Origin of the sequence: Levilactobacillus parabrevis ATCC 53295 (genome assembly GCF_001434055.1) — a bacterium.
In the GTDB taxonomy this organism is placed as follows: Bacteria; Bacillota; Bacilli; order Lactobacillales; family Lactobacillaceae; genus Levilactobacillus; species Levilactobacillus parabrevis.
Genome location: NZ_AZCZ01000004.1, coordinates 15666 through 35354, shown reverse-complemented (window position 1 = coordinate 35354; position 19689 = coordinate 15666). Strand labels below are relative to the sequence as shown.

Annotated in this window: 17 protein-coding genes; all 17 read left to right on the top strand. The window is 50.1% G+C overall.

Annotated features, from left to right (window positions below; all coding sequences use genetic code 11):
- Positions 1-10: 10 nt before the first annotated feature.
- The 17 genes from hpf to lgt all read left to right on the top strand — a co-directional run bounded on the left by hpf (position 11) and on the right by lgt (position 19678).
- Positions 11-565 carry a ribosome hibernation-promoting factor, HPF/YfiA family gene (gene hpf / locus FD07_RS01780; RefSeq protein WP_020088190.1) on the top strand — a complete coding sequence of 185 codons (555 nt, stop codon included), beginning with the start codon at positions 11-13 and terminating at the stop codon, positions 563-565.
- Between the two features lie 925 nt (positions 566-1490).
- Positions 1491-3854, top strand: coding sequence for a preprotein translocase subunit SecA (gene secA, locus FD07_RS01775; RefSeq protein ID WP_020088191.1), 2364 nt, complete (start codon positions 1491-1493; stop codon positions 3852-3854).
- Between the two features lie 262 nt (positions 3855-4116).
- Positions 4117-5233 (top strand): peptide chain release factor 2 gene (gene prfB / locus FD07_RS01770; RefSeq protein ID WP_155823016.1). Its coding sequence is split into 2 segments (ribosomal slippage): positions 4117-4188 and positions 4190-5233, totalling 1116 coding nucleotides; the frame shifts between segments, so codons are not numbered across the junction.
- A 208-nt stretch (positions 5234-5441) separates the two neighbouring features.
- On the top strand, positions 5442-6611 hold the full coding sequence (locus FD07_RS01765) for a PDZ domain-containing protein (protein ID WP_020088193.1): 1170 nt from the start codon (positions 5442-5444) through the stop codon (positions 6609-6611).
- A gap of 3 nt (positions 6612-6614) precedes the next feature.
- Positions 6615-7322: a response regulator transcription factor gene (locus tag FD07_RS01760; RefSeq protein ID WP_020088194.1), complete on the top strand. Its 708-nt coding sequence runs from the start codon at positions 6615-6617 to the stop codon at positions 7320-7322.
- Positions 7319-8668: a sensor histidine kinase gene (locus FD07_RS01755; RefSeq protein WP_020088195.1), complete on the top strand. Its 1350-nt coding sequence runs from the start codon at positions 7319-7321 to the stop codon at positions 8666-8668. The genes FD07_RS01760 and FD07_RS01755 overlap by 4 nt, the downstream gene beginning before the upstream one ends.
- A 296-nt stretch (positions 8669-8964) precedes the next feature.
- Positions 8965-10707 (top strand): DUF5776 domain-containing protein, encoded by a 1743-nt coding sequence (locus FD07_RS12575; protein ID WP_020088196.1) that lies wholly within the window; start codon positions 8965-8967, stop codon positions 10705-10707.
- A gap of 514 nt (positions 10708-11221) precedes the next feature.
- Complete coding sequence (locus tag FD07_RS01745; RefSeq protein WP_020088197.1) at positions 11222-12106, top strand: phosphate ABC transporter substrate-binding protein; 885 nt, start codon at positions 11222-11224, stop codon at positions 12104-12106.
- Entirely contained in the window at positions 12106-13035 is a 930-nt protein-coding gene (gene pstC / locus FD07_RS01740) for a phosphate ABC transporter permease subunit PstC (RefSeq protein WP_020088198.1), read from the top strand. Before FD07_RS01745 ends, pstC begins: the two co-directional genes overlap by 1 nt.
- Before the next feature lie 2 nt (positions 13036-13037).
- The gene (pstA, locus tag FD07_RS01735; RefSeq protein ID WP_027825863.1) at positions 13038-13922 is read left to right on the top strand and encodes a phosphate ABC transporter permease PstA; all 885 of its coding nucleotides are present in this window, start codon (positions 13038-13040) and stop codon (positions 13920-13922) included.
- A gap of 49 nt (positions 13923-13971) precedes the next feature.
- On the top strand, positions 13972-14760 hold the full coding sequence (gene pstB, locus FD07_RS01730; protein WP_235804776.1) for a phosphate ABC transporter ATP-binding protein PstB: 789 nt from the start codon (positions 13972-13974) through the stop codon (positions 14758-14760).
- A 17-nt stretch (positions 14761-14777) separates the two neighbouring features.
- The gene (gene pstB, locus FD07_RS01725) at positions 14778-15536 is read left to right on the top strand and encodes a phosphate ABC transporter ATP-binding protein PstB (protein WP_020088201.1); all 759 of its coding nucleotides are present in this window, start codon (positions 14778-14780) and stop codon (positions 15534-15536) included.
- Positions 15537-15547: 11 nt separating this feature from the next.
- On the top strand, positions 15548-16225 hold the full coding sequence (gene phoU / locus FD07_RS01720; RefSeq protein ID WP_020088202.1) for a phosphate signaling complex protein PhoU: 678 nt from the start codon (positions 15548-15550) through the stop codon (positions 16223-16225).
- An 847-nt stretch (positions 16226-17072) separates the two neighbouring features.
- Positions 17073-17411 carry a PspC domain-containing protein gene (locus tag FD07_RS01715; protein ID WP_020088203.1) on the top strand — a complete coding sequence of 113 codons (339 nt, stop codon included), beginning with the start codon at positions 17073-17075 and terminating at the stop codon, positions 17409-17411.
- A 1-nt stretch (position 17412) separates the two neighbouring features.
- Positions 17413-17784 carry a phage holin family protein gene (locus tag FD07_RS01710; protein ID WP_020088204.1) on the top strand — a complete coding sequence of 124 codons (372 nt, stop codon included), beginning with the start codon at positions 17413-17415 and terminating at the stop codon, positions 17782-17784.
- Positions 17785-17873: 89 nt separating this feature from the next.
- Positions 17874-18809 (top strand): HPr(Ser) kinase/phosphatase, encoded by a 936-nt coding sequence (gene hprK / locus FD07_RS01705; RefSeq protein WP_020088205.1) that lies wholly within the window; start codon positions 17874-17876, stop codon positions 18807-18809.
- Positions 18810-18814: 5 nt separating this feature from the next.
- On the top strand, positions 18815-19678 hold the full coding sequence (lgt, locus tag FD07_RS01700; RefSeq protein ID WP_020088206.1) for a prolipoprotein diacylglyceryl transferase: 864 nt from the start codon (positions 18815-18817) through the stop codon (positions 19676-19678).
- The last annotated feature ends 11 nt before the right edge of the window (positions 19679-19689 follow it).

Below are 19689 nucleotides of genomic sequence, written 5' to 3'. Positions count from 1 at the left end.
GAGAAGTTTTATGCTCACATTTAATATTCGTGGTGAAAACATCGAAGTTACTGACGCAATACGGGATTACGTTGAAAAGCGTATCAGCAAGTTGGAGAAATATTTCGACAACAAAGTTGAGGCAATTGCGCATGTCAACCTGAAGGTCTACCAGAACAAGACAGCGAAGGTTGAAGTAACAATCCCACTCCCATACTTGACATTACGGGCAGAGGAAACTTCTCCGGACTTATATGCAAGTGTTGATTTGGTTACCGATAAGCTGGAACGGCAAATTCGCAAGTACAAGACCAAAGTTAACCGTAAGTCCCGGGAAAAAGGTTACAAGAACCTTGATTTCGCACCCGAAGCTGCGGAGCCAGAACCAGCTGAAGGTAAGGAGTTAGAGGTTGTTCGGACCAAGCGCGTTTCGTTGAAGCCAATGGATAATGAAGAGGCTGTCCTGCAAATGGACATGTTAGGCCACGATTTCTTTATCTATGAAGATGCTGAAACGAACGGCATTAGCATTGTGTACCGTCGTAATGACGGCCGCTACGGTTTGATCGAAGCCGATGACCAATAACCAATAATGTTAACTAAACTAATGAAGCACCGCCTTGTGCGGTGCTTTTTAGTTTGCACCGAGAACGTTAATGTTCATTCGCCTCACTACCACCCTCACGGCTAACCTTGATAGTCAATGTGCTATTAACGTTAGCTAAGCGACTTTTAATATAACCTCAGATTGATGATTTTCAGTTCGGTCGTTTGCCAAACAATGCGTCTTATATAAAAATAAGTTGATATTGCTGAGCATTCTGGAACGTTGGATACGCTATTTCAAAATGACTGTTATGGCGTTATTGGCAGCGTGTCGAGGATAATAGGCGTTTAGAATTACCGCTTTTGCCGGAATTGTCGAATGATTAAGGGGGCTAACCCATATGCCAATCTGTCATGGGATTGTTAAGCAACTGTTATGCAAAAAGCGATACATTCAGCGGTTAATCTGGTAAAATTAATAAGATTACTCTTAGGGACTAGACCAGCTGAAACGACGCGATTCCCGCTTGGGAGGAGGTTGGCGTAGACCTGGGGTCAATAAGGGTGATAGTTTAGTGACTATTTTAGTCAATAATCATGCGAAAGAAAGCGGTTTTACGGCATTTACATGATTAGAAAAGTTTCATATTGGCTGGGTTAGTGTTAAAATGTAGATTGATTTATTGCCAAAATAAACGGTTGAAATCACTGTCTCGTGCGCGGCAAGTTTAACTTGCTGGCAACGAGGATTATTCTTGCAAAAGAATGAGCGATTTTATTAAGATTATCCAGCTGTCCGCCCAGCAACCTGTGGGCAGCAATAACTCCTAGGATTGGGGCTAACTCAGTTCAATTTGGGGGTAATTGTGGTGGCAGCGCTGTTCGGCGTTGGATCCACAAACTACCGGTGTAAGCCGGGAGTGGTTGACGCAGACTTATTAAAATGTACTGAAGGGAATTCTCACATGGCAAATATTTTGAAACGATGGGTCGAAAGTGATCGACGGACTTTACGACGCCTCAGTAAATTAGCGGATGAAGTCGGTGCTTACGCTGATGAATACGCAAAGCTTTCAGATGCAGATCTGCAAGCAAAAACGCCAGAATTAAAGCAACGCTATCAAGACGGCGAAACCTTGGACGATTTACTGCCTGAAGCCTTCGCTGCCGTTCGTGAAGGCGCAAAGCGGGTCCTCGGCCTCTATCCATTCCACGTCCAAATTATGGGGGGAATTGTGCTTCATGAAGGTAACATTGCCGAAATGAAGACCGGTGAAGGGAAGACCTTGACCGCGACCATGCCCGTTTACCTGAACGCCTTAGCTGGCGAAGGGGTGCACGTTGTTACGGTTAACGAATACTTATCCGCACGTGATGCCACTGAAATGGGTGAACTTTATAACTGGATGGGCCTTTCCGTGGGGTTAAACTCCGCTGAAAAGTCCCCTGAAGAGAAGCGTGAAGCCTACAAGGCCGATATTACGTATTCGACCAACGGGGAAATCGGGTTCGATTACCTGCGTGATAACATGGTTGTCTACAAGGAAGATATGGTTCAACGGCCCCTGAACTTCGCGATTGTCGATGAAGTTGACTCCATCTTAATTGATGAAGCGCGGACGCCATTGATCATTTCTGGTCAGTCTGAAGGAACGAGTGCCCTTTACAAACGGGTTGACCGTTTCGCCAAGACGTTACACGAAAAAGAAGACTTTAAGATCGACCTTGAATCCAAGACGGTGGCTTTGACCGACGTTGGGATTGAAAAGGCTGAAAAGTACTTTAACCTGAAGAACTTATACGACACCGATAACACGGCGTTGACCCACCATATGGATCAAGCCTTACGGGCAAACTTCATCATGCTGCGGGACAAAGACTACGTGGTTCAAGACGGCGAAGTTCTGATCGTTGATTCCTTTACTGGGCGGGTTATGGAAGGTCGTCGGTACTCCGACGGGCTGCACCAAGCCATTGAAGCCAAGGAAGGCGTCGAGATTCAAGAAGAAACGAAGACGATGGCCAACATCACGTACCAAAACTTATTCCGGATGTACAAGAAGCTTGCCGGGATGACGGGTACTGCGAAGACCGAAGTTGAAGAGTTCCGGGAAATCTACAACATGGACGTTATCTCCGTGCCAACCAACAAGCCGGTTGTCCGGGTCGATGAACCTGACCTGTTGTACCCAACCTTGGAATCCAAGTTTGATGCCGTGGTTAATGAAATCAAGATGTTACACGAAAAGGGTCAACCAATGTTGATTGGTACCGTTGCCGTTGAAACGTCCGAATACATTTCACAACGGTTGGATGATGAAAACATTCCGCACGTGGTCTTGAACGCTAAGAACCATGCGAAGGAAGCCGATATCATTCAAAACGCCGGCCAACGTGGTGCTGTTACCATTGCGACCAACATGGCTGGGCGGGGGACCGATATTAAATTGGGACCCGGCGTGGTTGAAATTGGTGGTTTAGCCGTTATCGGGACTGAACGACACGAATCTCGGCGGATTGATAACCAGCTTCGTGGGCGTTCCGGTCGTCAAGGTGACCCTGGTATGACCCAGTTCTACCTGTCCTTGGAAGATGATTTGATGCGTCGGTTCGGTTCCGAACGGGTCAAGAACTTCCTCGAACGGATGAACGTTGACGGTGAAGATGCCGTTATCCGTAGCCGGATGATTACGAAGCAAGTTGAATCTGCCCAAAAGCGGGTTGAAGGGAACAACTACGATTCCCGGAAGAACGTGCTGCAATACGATGATGTTATGCGGCAACAGCGTGATGTCATCTATGGCGAACGTAACCAAGTCATTAACCAAGACAAGTCCCTCAAGTGGGTCTTGATGCCAATGATCCAACGGACCGTTGACCGGGTGGTTAACTTACACACCCAGGGTGACCAATCCGATTGGGATTTGGATACGTTACTCGACTTCGGGATCTCCGCAATGGTTTCACCAGAAAAGATCAGCCTGGATGCATTGAAGGGCAAGTCGGCTGATGAGATCAAGGCCTACTTCATGGGCTTAGCCGAAGATGTCTACAATGAAAAGCAAAAGCAACTCTACGATCCAGCTCAAATGTTGGAATTCGAAAAGGTTGTGCTCTTACGTTGTGTGGACTCTCACTGGACGGACCACATCGACACCATGGACCAATTGCGTCAATCAATCGGTCTGCGGGGCTATGGTCAGTTGAACCCATTAGTTGAATATCAACAAGAAGGATTCCGGATGTTTGGTGAAATGATCTCTGACATCGATTACGATGCCACCCGATTATTCATGAAGTCAGAAATTCGACAAAATATTACCCGTTAGTACGGGAGACGAGGCGGGAAGAGATTCCGGCCTCGTTTTTTGAAAAAGAGTGTGATCATGGGTGGTTAGTCAGCGAGCATTAACGTCGCTAAGGTAAAAATCCCGGTCTTGGATTTTTGGCTTAGCGGGGTTAAGCGGAACTGACTGCCCATGAGCACACGTTTCGGCAATATAGCCAATAAGCATGTAAATGTGGCCCATCGAAACGCAACACACAAAAAACGAAAAATCACAAAATCAATAAAAAAAGGAGCCAACCACTATGGAACTCAGCGATGCCAAACGTAACATTGCGACCATGAAGGAACAACTTGCCGGCTTTAGGGGGTCACTTTGACTTTGATGCCCTGAACGAGAGCATCAGTATCAATGAAAGTCAGATGGCCCAACCTGATTTTTGGAACGATGCGCAGTCGGCCCAAAAACTGATTGATGAAACCAATGAAATGAAGAAAAAGGTTGAAGAATTCCAGAGCCTCAACGATCAGATTGATGACCTGGAAGTTGCCGTGGAATTGTTGCAAGAAGAACCCGATGCAGATATGCAGGTGGAGTTCGAACAGAATTTCAAAGCCGCTCAGGATGCCTTACATCAGTACAGCCTGAATCAGTTATTGAACCAGAAGTATGACCGGAACAATGCGATTCTGGAAATTCATCCGGGCGCTGGGGGCACTGAATCCCAAGACTGGGGTGAAATGCTCATGCGGATGTATACGCGCTGGGCAGATCAGCACGCCTTTACAGTCACGGTGCTGGATTACCAGCCAGGTGAAGTTGCTGGCTTGAGTAGCGCAACACTGTTGATTGCCGGGCACAACGCCTACGGTTATCTAAGATCCGAAAAAGGGGTGCACCGTCTCGTGCGGATCTCACCATTTGATTCGGCGGGTCGGCGTCACACGTCCTTTGCTTCCGTGGATGTCTTACCCGAGCTGGACGATACCGTGGACGTGGACATCAATCCGGCTGACTTGAAAGTCGACGTTTATCGGGCGTCCGGTGCCGGTGGGCAACACGTTAACAAGACGTCATCGGCCGTGCGGATTACCCATATTCCAACCGGAATCGTGACCCAGAGTCAGGCACAACGGTCACAGCTCCAAAACCGGCAGACGGCGATGGGGATGTTGCGAGCTAAGTTGTATGAACGTGAAGAGGAAAAGAAGGCTCAGGAAAAAGCCGCCATCGAAGGTGAACAGATGGATATTGGCTGGGGGTCGCAGATTCGCTCCTACGTCTTCCATCCGTACACGATGGTTAAGGATCACCGGACGGATTACGAAACCGGGAATGGGCAAGCCGTTATGGATGGGGATCTCGATCCCTTCATTGACGCCTACTTGCAATGGCAACTCAGTCAGAAGAATCCAGACTGAACCTAGCGTTAACAGGAGTCTGGAACAAAACCTCAACCATCTTATATGGTTGAAACGTGCACCAAAAGGCTGCTGGTTTCGCTCTCAGTCGCCAGCGGTAGTAGTCATTTTGTAAAATCATTAGGCGGGTAACACGAATGTCGTGCGACCCGCTTTTCTTTCATGCTATACTGGGGACAGTTATTTTTTCAAGAAAGGTGTCGATGACATGCGGATGTTTATAGCGTGTGGCAGTTACCTCCTGCAGCTCATGGTGTGGGTCGCGGTACTGCGGTTGTGGGTGACGAGTCGCTCACGGATCAAACGCGAACGGCGGAGCTTTGGGAGCGCCGTCTATAGTGATCATTTTGAATTACGTCACTTTCTGACGCAGGGAGTTGTTTTGGGCCTGGGTCTTTCAGTGGTAAATTTGGCGGTAGGATTTAGCCTACCACTACTGTGGATCGTGATTTATGAAATCTTGGCAACCCTCACGTTGGTGATCTTACCAACAACGGTGTTGCCCTTAACGTTGATTGTGGTGAGTTCGCTTGCCACTTACTTTGGGGGAGCTTACATAACCGACTGGCCGAGTTTGGCGCCGACCGGATTGATTTGGGGAAATGGCGCAGCAAGCCAAGTTCCAGCACAGAATTACTTGTGGTTGGCGGCGTTTTTCTTTCTTTTTCTCGGGCACTGGTTGTCCCATTACGGTGGCCGTTTTACAGCACCACGAATTTATGCCAAGCAACGGGGAAAGCGTATCGCCGGATATCCGTGGCGTGAGTTCTTAGTCTTACCCATGGTGACGCTGGTTCCGGGAGACTGGTTCGCTAGTCACTGGGCCTTTTGGCCACTTCTGACCATTCATGGTCATTCCTTCGCTATTTTAGTGGTGCCGCTATTAGTTGGGTTGCGGTTTACAGTCTTCCGGCAGATTCCCCGCGTGGTTTATCAAAAGCTTGCTAAATGGATGATCAGGTTAGCAGTCATTGCCATGGGCTTCTTTGGCTGGACGACCGCGCGACCACAGGACTTTTCAGTCTTACTGATCCTGTTGCTGGTTGGTTACGCTATCGTCCTATGGCGGGCAAAACGTTATGACGAGCACCAACAATTCTGGTATTCTCAAGTTGACGATGGGGTGCGGGTCCTCGCAATTCGCCCCCAGACGCCGGCAGTAAAACTCGATCTGGTTGCTGGTGATATTATTCTTGAATGTAATCACCAACCAATTGACAGCGAAACATCCTTTTATGAAGCGTTACTGATTAATCCAACTTACTGTCACCTGAAAGTTCGGAACATGGCGGGTGAGTTAAAAGTGACGGAGACGGCAATTTATGCCGGTGCGCCACACGAAATCGGTATCGTTCTATTCAGAGATCAGGAGGCATAACCCATGAGCAGAGTCCTAGTCGTCGATGACGAGCCGGCAATCGTGACGTTGCTGCAGTACAACCTGGAACAAGCAGATTATCAGGTGGTTACGGCAATTGACGGTGAGCAGGCGTTGAATTTGGCATTACACGAAAAGTTTGATGTCATTCTGTTAGATTTAATGCTACCGAAGTTAGATGGTGTTGAAGTGACCAAACGGTTGCGGCAGGAGAAAATCAGCACACCCATCATCATGATTACGGCTAAGACCAGTGAGTTCGACACCGTGTTTGGACTCGAACTGGGGGCCGATGATTACATCACCAAGCCCTTCAGTCCGCGTGAGGTGATTGCCCGGATGAAGGCGGTCATGCGCCGGTACCACGAGGATGAGCCAGAAGAAAAGCCCGTTAAGTCGGTTGCGAGTCGTTTGCAAGTGGCTGATCTGACGATTGATCAGGACAAGTTCCAGGTCAAACGGGGGGACCAGTCGATCGACCTAACGCCCAAGGAGTTCGAACTCTTACTCTTCTTTGCCAAACGGCCAGGGAAGGTCTGGAGTCGTGAGCAATTACTGGAAGGTGTCTGGGGCTTCGATTACAGTGGACAAACGCGGATGGTCGATATTCACGTGTCCCATTTACGCGAAAAAATTGAAATTGATCCGAAACATCCGGTGCTGTTAAAAACAGTGCGGGGTTTCGGCTACACCTTTGAGGCACAGTCATGAGGCGGCTACTCGCCGTGCTGGTGATCTGCGGGAGCCTAAATAGTCTGCTCGTTTGGTGTGTGCGGCCCTCGCAATTGGGGATTGCTCTCCTGATAGCGTGGTCGTTGGCATTGATCGAGATGGCCGGCGTCAGTTACCTCTTGCGTTGGGGCAATCAGCGGATCGGCATTCTCACCAAAAAGGTTGAGGGGATTCGGCACGAAGAGACACCAGCCCACGTGTTGCTGTCGCCGCATGACCCCTTCTACCAGTTAGCGTTGCAAATTAATTATTTACAGACGCACCAGCGCAAGGTTCAGCGTAAGATTGCCGGTCAGAATCAGGAATTCGCGACGCTACTGGATTACCTGCCAATCGGGGTCATGGTAATCGACCGTTATCGTAAGGTTGAGTTAGCCAATCCGGCAATGGAGCAGTTTCTACAACAACAGATTTCGCCACGTCGGCATCCATTTACACAGGATGTTCGCCAGTTTGAGTTGGCTAGCTTGATCAACTCGGCACTGAGCGAGTCGGCGACCCAGCATCGTGTGTTAAAGTTACCGGGGACGCCGAACGAGCGGACTGTCGATGCTCAGGCCATCTATACCGAGACCTCCCAGGATTACTTTCAGGTGTTGGTCTTGCTGTACGATGTGACCGAAGTCTACGCGGTCGAGCAGATGCAGGTGGACTTCGTGTCCAATGCCTCGCATGAACTGAAGACGCCAGTGACGGCGATCTCTGGTTTTGCCAAGACCCTCTTAGCGGGGGCTAAGGACGACCCCGAGAAGTTAACGGAGTTCCTAGAAATTATCGACCAGCAGAGTGAACGGCTGGTTGAATTGATTAACGACGTGCTGACGATTTCACATTTGGAATCGGGGAACGCCGTGGAGGCTGCTGAAGTGCCGGTGGGGCAACAGGTTGAGATGCAAGTCTCCCTACTGAAACCGCTGGCTGCCGTCAACCAAGTGACCCTGGTCAATCAGGTGCCAGCGGATCTGGTTGCCGTGACGGATCAGCACAAGTTCGATCAGATCTTGAAGAACGTGCTGGGAAACGCCATCAAATATAACCGATCCGGGGGCAGCGTGACGCTCACTGCAGCGGTGACGACTAAGACTTGGTCGCTAAGCATCGCGGATACTGGCGTGGGTATTTCACCACAGGATCAGTTGCGAGTCTTTGAGCGGTTCTACCGGGCTGAGGTGTCTCACTCCAATCAACGGGTCAGTGGGAGTGGGTTAGGTTTGGCCATTGTGCGTGAACTGGTGGACTCGTTGAATGGTAAGATTGACTTGCAGAGTCAGCTGGATGAGGGGACCACGGTCACGATGACTTTTCCAGTGAGTGCACCGAGTTAAATGAGAATAATTGAAAATTATGTGTAAATGAAATGGTGGTGCTCGTCAGCGATGATGGGACCGCCATTTTTAGTTGGTTCGCTAGTGAAGACGGGGACGATGAGGACCTGTTTTCATAAAATTTACCCAGTATTTGGATTATGTGTAACACCCTGATTTGGCTAATCATTGGCCTAACCAAGTCTTTGCTCAGAGAAACCAATGCTGTTCTAATAGGAAAATAAGCGCGACTAATCAGGCTGACCATGATATACTGTCTATAGATATAACGGCGAAAAGTTTAAGGGGTGAGCCAAATGAATAAGATAATGAAGCGACTTACCATTTCAGGACTGACATTACTCTTACTAGGGGGGATTTTGAGTCCTAGTATTGCACTGGCGGACACGACGGCGGTTGGGACACAACCGATTGCCAGAGTGGCTGCCGCTGAAAAAACGTACCAGATTGGTACAGTGGAGATGCCTTACACGCTAATCAGTGGTAAAGACGGGACACAAAAAGTTTATTGGTACCCTGAGTGGGGGACTAGCGTGACCCGGGCTCAAGCGGAGCAGCCGGGATTTATTCAAGCGATGATCGCCAAGTATCCTAATGACGACAAGGCGGCAGAATTTGCCAACAGCATTCCGGAACTGGCGAGCTCTCAGATTTCGTTGCTACCCGGGGAAAGCCTTTATGATTATGTGATTAGAGAGGCTGGCGGTGAAGAGGCCACTGGGATGACCGCGGCGGACTATATCAAGTCGAATGCAGTTGCCGCATATTATTTTGCCTGGGACTTCAGCACCGGGGCCAAGGTTTTCTTGAACCAAACGACGCAGGCAGAAGTTCAGGCGGACTATGAGGCTAATCTCAAACCTAAACTAGCCGAGACTCCTGAGGGTGCGGGCATCATGAAGCAGGTTGAACAGACGTTAGCCACGACTCCTGAGAATTTCTATCAAATTATGATTGGGAATTGCAAGATGTATCTTAGGACGTATCATTTAGGTGATTTAGATCAGGCCACTGCAAAACTGGCTGCTATGGTTGATCCGGATGCCACCGAACGGCAGTTGACGGCCTTATCGACTAAGCCGCTGACGGATTACCTGCAGCTACAGGCTGATGGGACGTACAAATACGATGGGATGCTTTCAACTGAATTTAAGTCCTTCAGCTCTTGGTATGAGGACGTTGTGACGCCTGATCCCGGACCTGACCCGCTGCCGGTGACGAGTCAACCAGTGACGGTTCATTACGTGGCCGAGGATGGCACCCAGGTCGCACCGAGTCAGACACTGACGGGAAGCTTGGGCAGTGCCTACCAGGCAGAGGCGGCTAAAGTTAAAGGGTACACGTTGACCAAGACGCCGGCGAACGCAACCGGGGAATTTACCAGTACGGCACAGACCGTGACCTACGTCTACCGCGCTGATCTGCAAACCGGTGGGGATGGCGACACGGCGGTACCAGAGGGCACGGTGATTTACGCCACTAAGAAGATCGGTCTTTATCAGCAGGCAACCTTTACGAATCAGGCCCGTAAGCAGTGGTATCAACGCAAATCACGTTTGAACCGGCCAATGTTTGTGGTAACCGGGTATGCGGAATCCAAGAATGGCGTGGCACGTTATAAGGTCAAAGATGTCAATCATCACAGCAAGACGGCCGGTAAGACTGGTTACGTGACGACCAACAGCAAGTACACGACACCCGTTTACTATGGGTCAAAGCACAAGCAGGTCACGGTTATCAATCCGCGAGGCATCAATGCATATAGTAAGAAGAATTTGACGGGCAAGGTGGCACACTACCGTCAGGGACAGGTTCTCACCGTTAAGAGAGTCGTGGAACACAACCTGACCACGCGGTTCGTGCTCAGCAACGGTCGTTACGTGACGGCCAACAAGACATTAGTCCAAGCGGGAAAGAAGACGATGCCTAAGCGGGTTCGAGCTAAACAAGCATTGAATCGCTACAACACCGTTAACTTGACAGCGCGCAACCACCACTACGCCAAGAACACACAGGCCGTTTTCAAAGTTCGGGGCTGAGACTACTCCAACGCCAACAACTTTAGTAAGGGTGACACGTTACGCTACCAGGTGGCTGGCGGTTATATCAGTGGGAATCCACGGTTAGTGAAGACGATCAAATAGAGTGGCCGTACTGTTGGATATAATTGGCGAGAATTTGAAAGATGAGAATGATTGGCAAGGCATAGATCGAGATAATTAGCCGCAATGGGATGACTGCCATTGTGGCTTTTTGGTTTAGATTCTTTCCTGGTGGAGGTGTTTTGGGGGATGACGTCATTCACTGCGGTTAGAGTTAATCTAAGTCGGAGGAGGTCAGAGGTGTAGCCGGCCGTGACCAACTAGAAAGTCCAGTTAGTAGTTAGCCACGCCAGTAATCAGGGGCAGACACCCATTCGCCTAAAAAAAGTTGCGTGAATGGGCTATATTTACATAACCTTTACAATACGTCTACATGACATTTACATTCGTTCGGTATACTTATTTTCGAAAGGGTCGGATGGCAACATTCGGCCGATAGGAGGTTAGCGGTATGTCGAAGAAACGCTGGTGGCAAGGACTGGGCTTATTGGTTATCGTAGGTCTGGGCCTCTTTGCTTACCAAACGCGCGAGGTCAGTCACGCGGGTGAATCTATTACGGCGGTGGGGTCTACGGCCTTGCAACCCTTAGTAGAAGCAGCCGGTGAAGAATACACAAGTGATCATTTAGGAACGTTCATCAACGTTCAAGGTGGGGGAACCGGAACGGGGCTGAGTCAGATTCAAGAAGGTGCCGTTCAAATTGGGAACTCCGACCTCTTCGCGGGCGAACAGAAGAGCATCCGGGCGGACGAGCTAGTCGATCACCGGGTAGCTGTTGTCGGCATTACGCCGATTGTGAATAAGAAAATTGGCATCAATAACCTGACGACTGCCCAATTGATTCAGGTCTTCACGGGTAAGGTCACCAACTGGAAACAGGTTGGTGGTGCCGATGTTCCCGTTGTATTGATCAACCGCGCTCAGGGGAGTGGCACCCGGGCGACCTTTGAGCAGTTTGGCCTCGCAGGTCATCAATCGAAGACCTCGCAAGAGCAAGATTCATCCGGGATGGTGCGCCAAATCGTGGCGACCACACCGGGAGCCATTAGTTACGTGGCTTTTTCCTATGTCAATAACACTGTACAAGACATTGCGCTGAACAAAGTGGCGCCCACGGAAGCCAACGTCAAGACCAACGCTTGGAAAATCTGGTCTTACGAACATCTCTATACCAAGGGTCAGCCGACAGGTTTAACGAAGGACTTCATTCGTTACGTGCAGTCACCGGCCATTCAGAAGACGTTGGTTCGGCAGTTAGGCTACCTGTCGCCGGATCAGATGAAGGTCGAACGTGACGTTAACGGCCAAATTAAGCAGTTAGGAGGCGCCAAATGATGAAGTCTACCCAGCAACTGGAGCAACAGCTCAAACGCCACTCCAAGGCAGCTAAACTAGAAATCTGGGGTAAGGTCGTCAGTTTTTCGGCGCTGATCCTGATCGTCGCGGTCGTGGTCGGAATTATTGGGTTTGTGGCCTCCAAGGGGCTTGCCACCTTCTTTACCAATCACGTTAGTCTCTGGGACTTCCTATCGGGGAAGAGCTGGAACCCGGGCGTTACGGATGCCAATGGTAAGCCGGAAGTTGGGGCATTGCCGATGATCATGGGGTCATTCCTGATTACGGTGCTTTCAGCGATCGTCGCAACGCCGTTTGCTATTGGGACGGCGGTCTTCATGAATGAAATTTCCCCGAATAAGGGGGCCAAGATTCTCCAACCGGTCACCGAACTTCTGGTAGGAATTCCGTCCGTAGTTTACGGGTTCATTGGGCTTTCCGTTGTTGTTCCAGTAACGCGGGCTATCTTTGGTGGGAGCGGGTTTGGGATTCTCTCGGGAACCTGTGTCCTGTTCGTCATGATTTTACCAACGGTGACCTCAATGAGTGTCGATGCGCTTCGTGCGGTTCCTCGGTATTACCGGGAAGCCTCGCTGGCTTTAGGGGCGACGCAGTGGCAGACCATCTATAAGGTGGTCCTTCGGGCGGCAACACCCGGCCTGATGACAGCCGTGGTCTTCGGTATGGCACGGGCCTTCGGTGAAGCATTGGCCGTTCAGATGGTCATTGGGAACGCCGCGCTGATGCCGGGGAGCTTAGTTGACCCGTCATCCACGTTAACCTCCGTGTTGACCACGGGGATTGGAAACACCGTCATGGGCTCCTTGCAGAACAATGCCTTGTGGTCATTAGCATTGGTACTGTTGCTCATGTCGTTAGTCTTTAACCTGATCGTTCGCTTGATCGGTCGAAAGGGGCGTCTCCAATAGTGATGAATCCAAAAACGCAAAATAAAGTGGCAATTGGGACGTTATACGGCGTTGCCGGGTTAGTTGTCTTGATTTTGTTGGCCCTCCTCGGCTATATTCTGGTCAGTGGTTTGCCACAGTTGAGTTGGCACTTTCTGACGGCTCCCGCGAAAGCCTTTCTCAAGGGCGGTGGGGTCGGCGTTCAATTGTACAATTCCTTCTATCTTTTGATTCTGGCCATGCTCATTTCCTTTCCAATTGCATTGGGCGCGGCCATTTACCTCTACGAGTATGCCAAGGATAACTGGGTTACAACCACGATTCGAACGGCAATTGAAATTTTGAGTTCGCTACCCTCCGTGGTGGTGGGGCTCTTCGGCTTCCTGTTCTTCGTAGTCAAGTTGCGCCTGGGGTTCTCGATTCTGTCCGGGGCCTTTGCTTTGACCTTCTTCAACCTCCCTTTGCTGACGCGAAGTATCGAGGATTCCTTACGGACCATCGACACGACGCAACGCGAAGGGGGCCTGGCACTGGGGCTGTCGCGGTGGGAAACGGTCACTCGGGTCATCCTGCCCGCAGCGGTGCCAAGCATCCTGACCGGGGTTATCCTGAGTGCTGGCCGAGTTTTCGGTGAGGCTGCTGCCTTGATCTACACGGCCGGTCAGAGTGCACCGGCGTTGGACTTTACCGACTGGAATCCATTTAACATTTCCAGTCCGCTGAATCCGATGCGACCGGCCGAAACGTTGGCGGTTCATATTTGGAAGATCAACTCCGAGGGAATTATGCCGGATGCTAAGGCAATTTCGTCCGGTTCCTCGGCAGTGTTGGTCCTCGCCATCTTATTATTCAACTTCGCGGCCCGTTACCTGGGTAAGCGGCTATACAAACGATTAACGTCAGCGTAAAGGAGGGTCAGCCATGTTTCTAAGTAATGATGTTCAGGGCAACACAGAAATGTTGGAACGGCACATTGTACAACCAGCAGACGCAGACCATCCGACCATCTTATCTACGGAGGACCTGCACGTTTACTACGGTAAAAAGGAGGCCATCTCCGAGGGTGACTTGCGGTTCGCCAGCAATCAGATTACGGCGCTGATAGGGCCGTCTGGTTCTGGTAAGTCGACGTTCTTGCGTTCCTTAAACCGGATGAACGACCGGATTGCCACGGTGACGGGGCGCATCATGTACCGGGGCGTCGACATTAATCAGCCCAGCATCGACGTGTATGAGATGCGGCGGCGCGTGGGGATGGTCTTCCAACGACCGAATCCATTTGCCAAGTCTATCTACGATAACATTGCCTTTGCGCTACGACTGCGGGGGACGACCGATAAGCACGAGCTTGATGAAATTGTTGAGACGTCTTTGAAGCAGGCGGCTCTCTGGAATCAGGTCAAGGATGACCTGAATAAGAGTGCGCTGGCGTTATCAGGGGGGCAGGCCCAACGACTCTGCATTGCCCGAGCCATCGCTGTCAAACCGGACATCCTCTTGTTGGATGAACCAGCGAGCGCGTTGGACCCCGTGTCGACCAGTCAGTTAGAAGATACGTTGTTAGAACTCAAGCAGAATTACAGCATCATTATCGTCACGCACAACATGCAACAAGCTGGACGGATCAGTGAATATACGGCATTTTTCAATCAGGGGCGGGTATTGGAATACGATACCACGAGCCATATTTTTACTAATCCACAGGTTCAGATCACAAGCGATTACGTTTCGGGGAACTTCGGTTAAGAGGAGGAAAATTGAAAATGAGTAAGGAAATTTTAACGACCCAAGATCTACATTTGTACTACGGGGACAAGGAAGCTTTGAAGGGCATCAACTTGAACTTTGATGCTAAAGGAATTACGGCATTGATCGGGCCATCCGGGTGTGGGAAGTCCACCTATTTACGGACACTCAACCGGATGAATGACCTGATTCCCAACGTCACGATTACTGGGACCATTAAGTTTAAGGGCCAGGATCTCTATGCACCGAGTGCCGACACCGTGCAGATTCGTAAGGAAATTGGCATGGTGTTCCAACAACCTAATCCGTTTCCGTTCTCCATTTACGACAATGTTATCTATGGGCTGCGAATCGCCGGTGAGAAAGATAAGGAAAAGTTAGATGCGGTCGTTGAAAAATCCTTACGGCAGGCTGCTGTGTGGGATGAAGTCAAGGATCACCTTCACGAAAGTGCGTTAGCCTTGTCCGGTGGGCAACAACAGCGGGTCTGCATTGCGCGGGTCCTCGCCGTTTCACCAGAAATTATCCTCTTGGACGAGCCGACCAGCGCCTTGGATCCCGTTTCCAGTAGCCAAATTGAAACAACCCTCTTGAATTTACGCCACGATTATACGGTTATTACAGTAACCCATAATCTCCAACAAGCCTCTCGGATTGCAGATCGAACCGCTTTCTTCATGAACGGTGAGTTGGTGGAAGTGGACCAAACCAAAAATATTTTCATGAATCCCGCTGAAAAGCAAACGGAAGATTATATCAGCGGCCGATTCGGTTAAGGAGGCAAGTTATGCGCAGATTGTTTGATGATGAGTTAGCAGAACTAGACGCTGACTTTACGGAAATGGGCATGTTGGTCAGTGAGGTCGTGCAACAAGCGGTCGACGCCTTTATGAACCGCGATGCTGTTGCGGCACAAAAGCTGATCGATCATGACCACGAAATCAACCAACGCGAAATTTCGCTGGAGCAGAAGACCTTTGAAATGATTGCGTTGTATCAACCAGTGACGACCGACCTACGGGAAATTGTCACGATCTTGAAGGCTGTTTCGGAATTGGAACGGGCAGCGGACCACGCGAGAAACGTGGCCCACTCCGCCATTAAATTTGGGAGCAAGCAGAAGATTCCCGTGCTCGAGCAATTGATTGGTGAAATGAGTCAGATTACCACGCAAATGATTCGCGATGTACTGACCGCGTACGTCAACAAGGATGAGCATGCCGCACGCGAGTTGGCAGAAGTCGACCGCAAGCTGGACCAGCTGAACCACCAGATTCGAGCGGACAGCTATCAGCAAATGCGGTTGGACCCAGCATTCGAGACTGGCGCTTCAATTTACCTCAATGTGGCGCAGGACCTGAGCCGAATCGGGGATTACGTGACGAACGTGTGTGAGTGGATCGTCTACCTGAAGTCCGGCCAGATCATCGAACTCAATCCCGCCAATTCAGACAGTCCCAACTAGCAATCTGATTGGCCACATGGCTGATGTCTGGGGCCTCCGGGATGGCTAAAATGGGCCGTGACGCTGTGGGGGGACGCTTGAAGCCAAAGAGCGGTCTTCAAGCTTGGATTTAAGCCGCTAAGAGTCGCGTCTTAAATCCACCAATTGACTAGTTGGCAAGCTTGCCAACTAGTCAATTCCCACGGCTGAGCCCATTTTAGCCATCCCTGCGGCTGACATAGGCGTTATCTATCAGTGTAGTTTGAACATTCCCAATTGTTTCCGTGACTACAACTGAAAATTGAAAGTTGATATAGGCGTCTCCGTCAGCCGGAAATTCCACCTGCTGATGGGACAATCATCGTGTGTACCATACAATAGAACCATGTTTATCAGCAGTCAATTTGGACTGCTGTTTTGGTATCATAGGTTTAATCAATGTAGTGGAACGGAACTAAGGTGACGGTGCGAATGGTGCGGAGGCCAAACGGATGTGAGCCGTGAGGGTAGTGGCAATCAACCCAGCCGTGGGAGTTCTCTTAGTGGTGAACTTTGCCACTTAGAGAACTGGTGTCTTTGAAACTCGGTTTTCAGAGGTTCAAAGCAAGTTCAGAGACCGCTCTTTGGCTCTGGACGTCCACCCACAGCGTTCCGGTTGATTGCCACTGCCCGGTAAGGCGTTGACAACATCTGTATCGACTCCAAAGCAGTCGGAATTCTGGCAACCGCAGGCGATAACAGACACCCAAAGCTTAACCTAAGATGAAGATTTAGACGAACGGTCACTGGAAACTTGCTTTCAGTGGCCGCTTTCGTTATTCTTGCCATAAAAGGAAATCTAATGACTTTAAAAAAGGAGTGGCCGTCAATGGCAGCAAAAAAAGGATTTACACGTTCACGGACTAATCGCCTATTGGGCGGTGTATTGGGAGGAATCGCTGAACATTTTGGCTGGAATGCGAATCTCTTACGGTTGATCTATGTTTTGGTTACCATCGCTATCCCATTTGTTCACGGAATCTTGGGCCTGGCAATTTATGTGATCTTATACACGTTCATGCCGCTAGAAGAACGCGCAGAGGGTGAGGGCCCGAACTTTCGGGACCTCTTCCGTGGAGCGAGCCCAGCACCCAAAGATAATGGGCGTAAGGTGATTCATGATGTCACGGAACAGGACGTTAAGGACTCACACAAGGACGGTGAGTAATGTGCGTTTTTGGACCCGAATCTTGGTCAATGCCGTCATTTTTCTGGCTCTAGCGGGGTTCTTTCAAAGCTCACTCGCGGGTGGCTTTCAAAATGACTTCTACGTTTCAAGTATCTGGATCGCGCTCGTTGCCAGCTTTGTTTTAGCACTACTCAATGCGGTGGTTAAGCCAATTCTATTTGTTCTGTCGCTACCAATCACGGTTCTGACACTAGGATTATTCAGTGTGGTCATCAACGCCATCATGCTAGAACTGACATCCTGGTTTGTGGGTAGTAGTTTTGCCTTCGCCTCATTTGGGGTCACATTGATTGTGGCGATTATCATGTCAGTGTTTAACGCAATCATCAGCGACCATTTCGCCCGTAATTAAGTTACCCAATACGGGCGAATTTGGTAGGAGTCGTCCAGGTAAAGTGCTAAAATTAAAGGTAGTTCACTATGCAATAAGGAGGAACTCCTATGCCAGAGAGTGTTACAGTGGCTGATCTTGTGAAAGCAAATCGCCTGGATGTTTATTCCGGTGAGGATCACTTGGATCGGCTGATTACGACCAGCGATATTTCACGTCCCGGTTTGGAATTAACCGGGTACTTTAACTACTATCCAGCAAAGCGGATTCAGCTGTTGGGGATTACGGAAACGTCCTTTGCCAAAGGGATGACGCACGAGAAGATACTCGACGTCATGCGGAAAATGTGTCAACCTGAAACGCCGGCGTTCGTGATTTCCACCCAATTGGATCCACCAGAAGAACTCAAGCAATCCGCCGAGGAAGCTGGGATTCCAATTCTGGGAACGAAGCTGACGACGTCCCGAGTCTTGAGTAATATGACGAACTTCCTTGAAGGCAAATTGGCTGAACGCCAGTCGGTTCACGGGGTCTTGGTCGACATCTATGGTGTCGGGGTCATGATCACCGGGGATTCCGGCGTTGGTAAAAGTGAAACCGCTTTGGAATTAGTTAAGCGGGGTCACCGGTTGATTGCTGATGACCGGGTTGAAGTCTATCAACAAGATGAACAGACCTTGGTTGGGGCCGCTCCCGCCATTCTCAGTCACCTCTTGGAAATTCGAGGGATTGGGATCATCGACGTGATGAATCTGTTTGGTGCCGGGGCCGTTCGTGCGGAAACGGACATCGATCTCATTGTCCACTTGCAAGCCTGGAAAGATGACAATCATTTTGACCGGTTAGGGAACAACAGTGAATCACAGAAGTTCTTTGACGTTGTCGTGCCTAAGATTACCATCCCAGTGCGGACTGGGCGTAACTTGGCAATCATCGTTGAAGCAGCGGCCATGAACTTCCGGGCCCGTTCCATGGGTTACGATGCTACCAAGGTATTCGACGAAAATCTGAATCGTTTGATTAAACAAAACTCACAAAATAAATAGGGGAGATGGGCGTTATTTTTTCACCAATCATGGCGGCGCTTAATCCCATCGCCATTCACTTAGGCCCCATCGCTGTGCACTGGTACGGCGTGATTATTGCTACTGGGGTCGTCATCGCGGTCATCTTAGCGGTGCGCGAAGGTCGTCGCCGGGGCATCAATCCCGACGATATTTACGATATGATTCTGTGGGCACTACCAGCGGCATTGATTGCGGCCCGCACGTACTACGTGGTCTTTCAGTGGCCGTACTACGCCAAACATCCCGGCGAGATTATTGCCATTTGGGATGGGGGCATTGCCATCTATGGCTCCCTGATTGGGGCCGGACTTGTCGTGTTCTTTTTCTGCCGGTCCCGGTTCATCCCGGTCTGGCTAATGCTCGATGTGGCCGCACCGACGGTTATTCTAGGACAAGCCATCGGTCGTTGGGGCAACTTCATGAATCAAGAAGCCTTCGGTCGCATCACCAGCCTGGCCTTCTTGCAGGGCCTGCACCTGCCAAACTTCATCGTTAATCAGATGTTGATCAACGGTGCTTACCGGCAGCCAACCTTCTTGTACGAGTCAACCTGGGACCTCTTGGGGTTCATTGTGTTGATGAGTCTGCGGCACACGCCCGGACTCTTTAAGCAGGGAGAAGTCTTCCTGAGTTACGTGCTATGGTATTCGTTTGGGCGTTTCTTCGTTGAAGGAATGCGGACGGATAGCCTGATGTTGTTCGGGGGTCTGCGGGTCTCACAACTACTTTCGGTGGTGTTGTTCATTGGCGCGTTGATTATCTGGACTTACCGTCGGCGGCAAGCAGTTGCCCCGGCGGCGTATCTGGATGGCAACCCGTTTCGTGAGTCATCTAAACTTTCTAAATAAGGAGAATCCAT

Bases quoted from the DNA above. Each gene is read 5' to 3' on its own strand.
- hpf (WP_020088190.1), top strand. From the start codon at position 11: ATGCTCACATTTAATATTCGTGGTGAAAACATCGAAGTTACTGACGCA.
- secA (WP_020088191.1), top strand. From the start codon at position 1,491: ATGGCAAATATTTTGAAACGATGGGTCGAAAGTGATCGACGGACTTTA.
- FD07_RS01765 (WP_020088193.1), top strand. From the start codon at position 5,442: ATGCGGATGTTTATAGCGTGTGGCAGTTACCTCCTGCAGCTCATGGTG.
- FD07_RS01760 (WP_020088194.1), top strand. From the start codon at position 6,615: ATGAGCAGAGTCCTAGTCGTCGATGACGAGCCGGCAATCGTGACGTTG.
- FD07_RS01755 (WP_020088195.1), top strand. From the start codon at position 7,319: ATGAGGCGGCTACTCGCCGTGCTGGTGATCTGCGGGAGCCTAAATAGT.
- FD07_RS12575 (WP_020088196.1), top strand. From the start codon at position 8,965: ATGAATAAGATAATGAAGCGACTTACCATTTCAGGACTGACATTACTC.
- FD07_RS01745 (WP_020088197.1), top strand. From the start codon at position 11,222: ATGTCGAAGAAACGCTGGTGGCAAGGACTGGGCTTATTGGTTATCGTA.
- pstC (WP_020088198.1), top strand. From the start codon at position 12,106: ATGAAGTCTACCCAGCAACTGGAGCAACAGCTCAAACGCCACTCCAAG.
- pstA (WP_027825863.1), top strand. From the start codon at position 13,038: ATGAATCCAAAAACGCAAAATAAAGTGGCAATTGGGACGTTATACGGC.
- pstB (WP_235804776.1), top strand. From the start codon at position 13,972: ATGTTGGAACGGCACATTGTACAACCAGCAGACGCAGACCATCCGACC.
- pstB (WP_020088201.1), top strand. From the start codon at position 14,778: ATGAGTAAGGAAATTTTAACGACCCAAGATCTACATTTGTACTACGGG.
- phoU (WP_020088202.1), top strand. From the start codon at position 15,548: ATGCGCAGATTGTTTGATGATGAGTTAGCAGAACTAGACGCTGACTTT.
- FD07_RS01715 (WP_020088203.1), top strand. From the start codon at position 17,073: ATGGCAGCAAAAAAAGGATTTACACGTTCACGGACTAATCGCCTATTG.
- hprK (WP_020088205.1), top strand. From the start codon at position 17,874: ATGCCAGAGAGTGTTACAGTGGCTGATCTTGTGAAAGCAAATCGCCTG.
- lgt (WP_020088206.1), top strand. From the start codon at position 18,815: ATGGGCGTTATTTTTTCACCAATCATGGCGGCGCTTAATCCCATCGCC.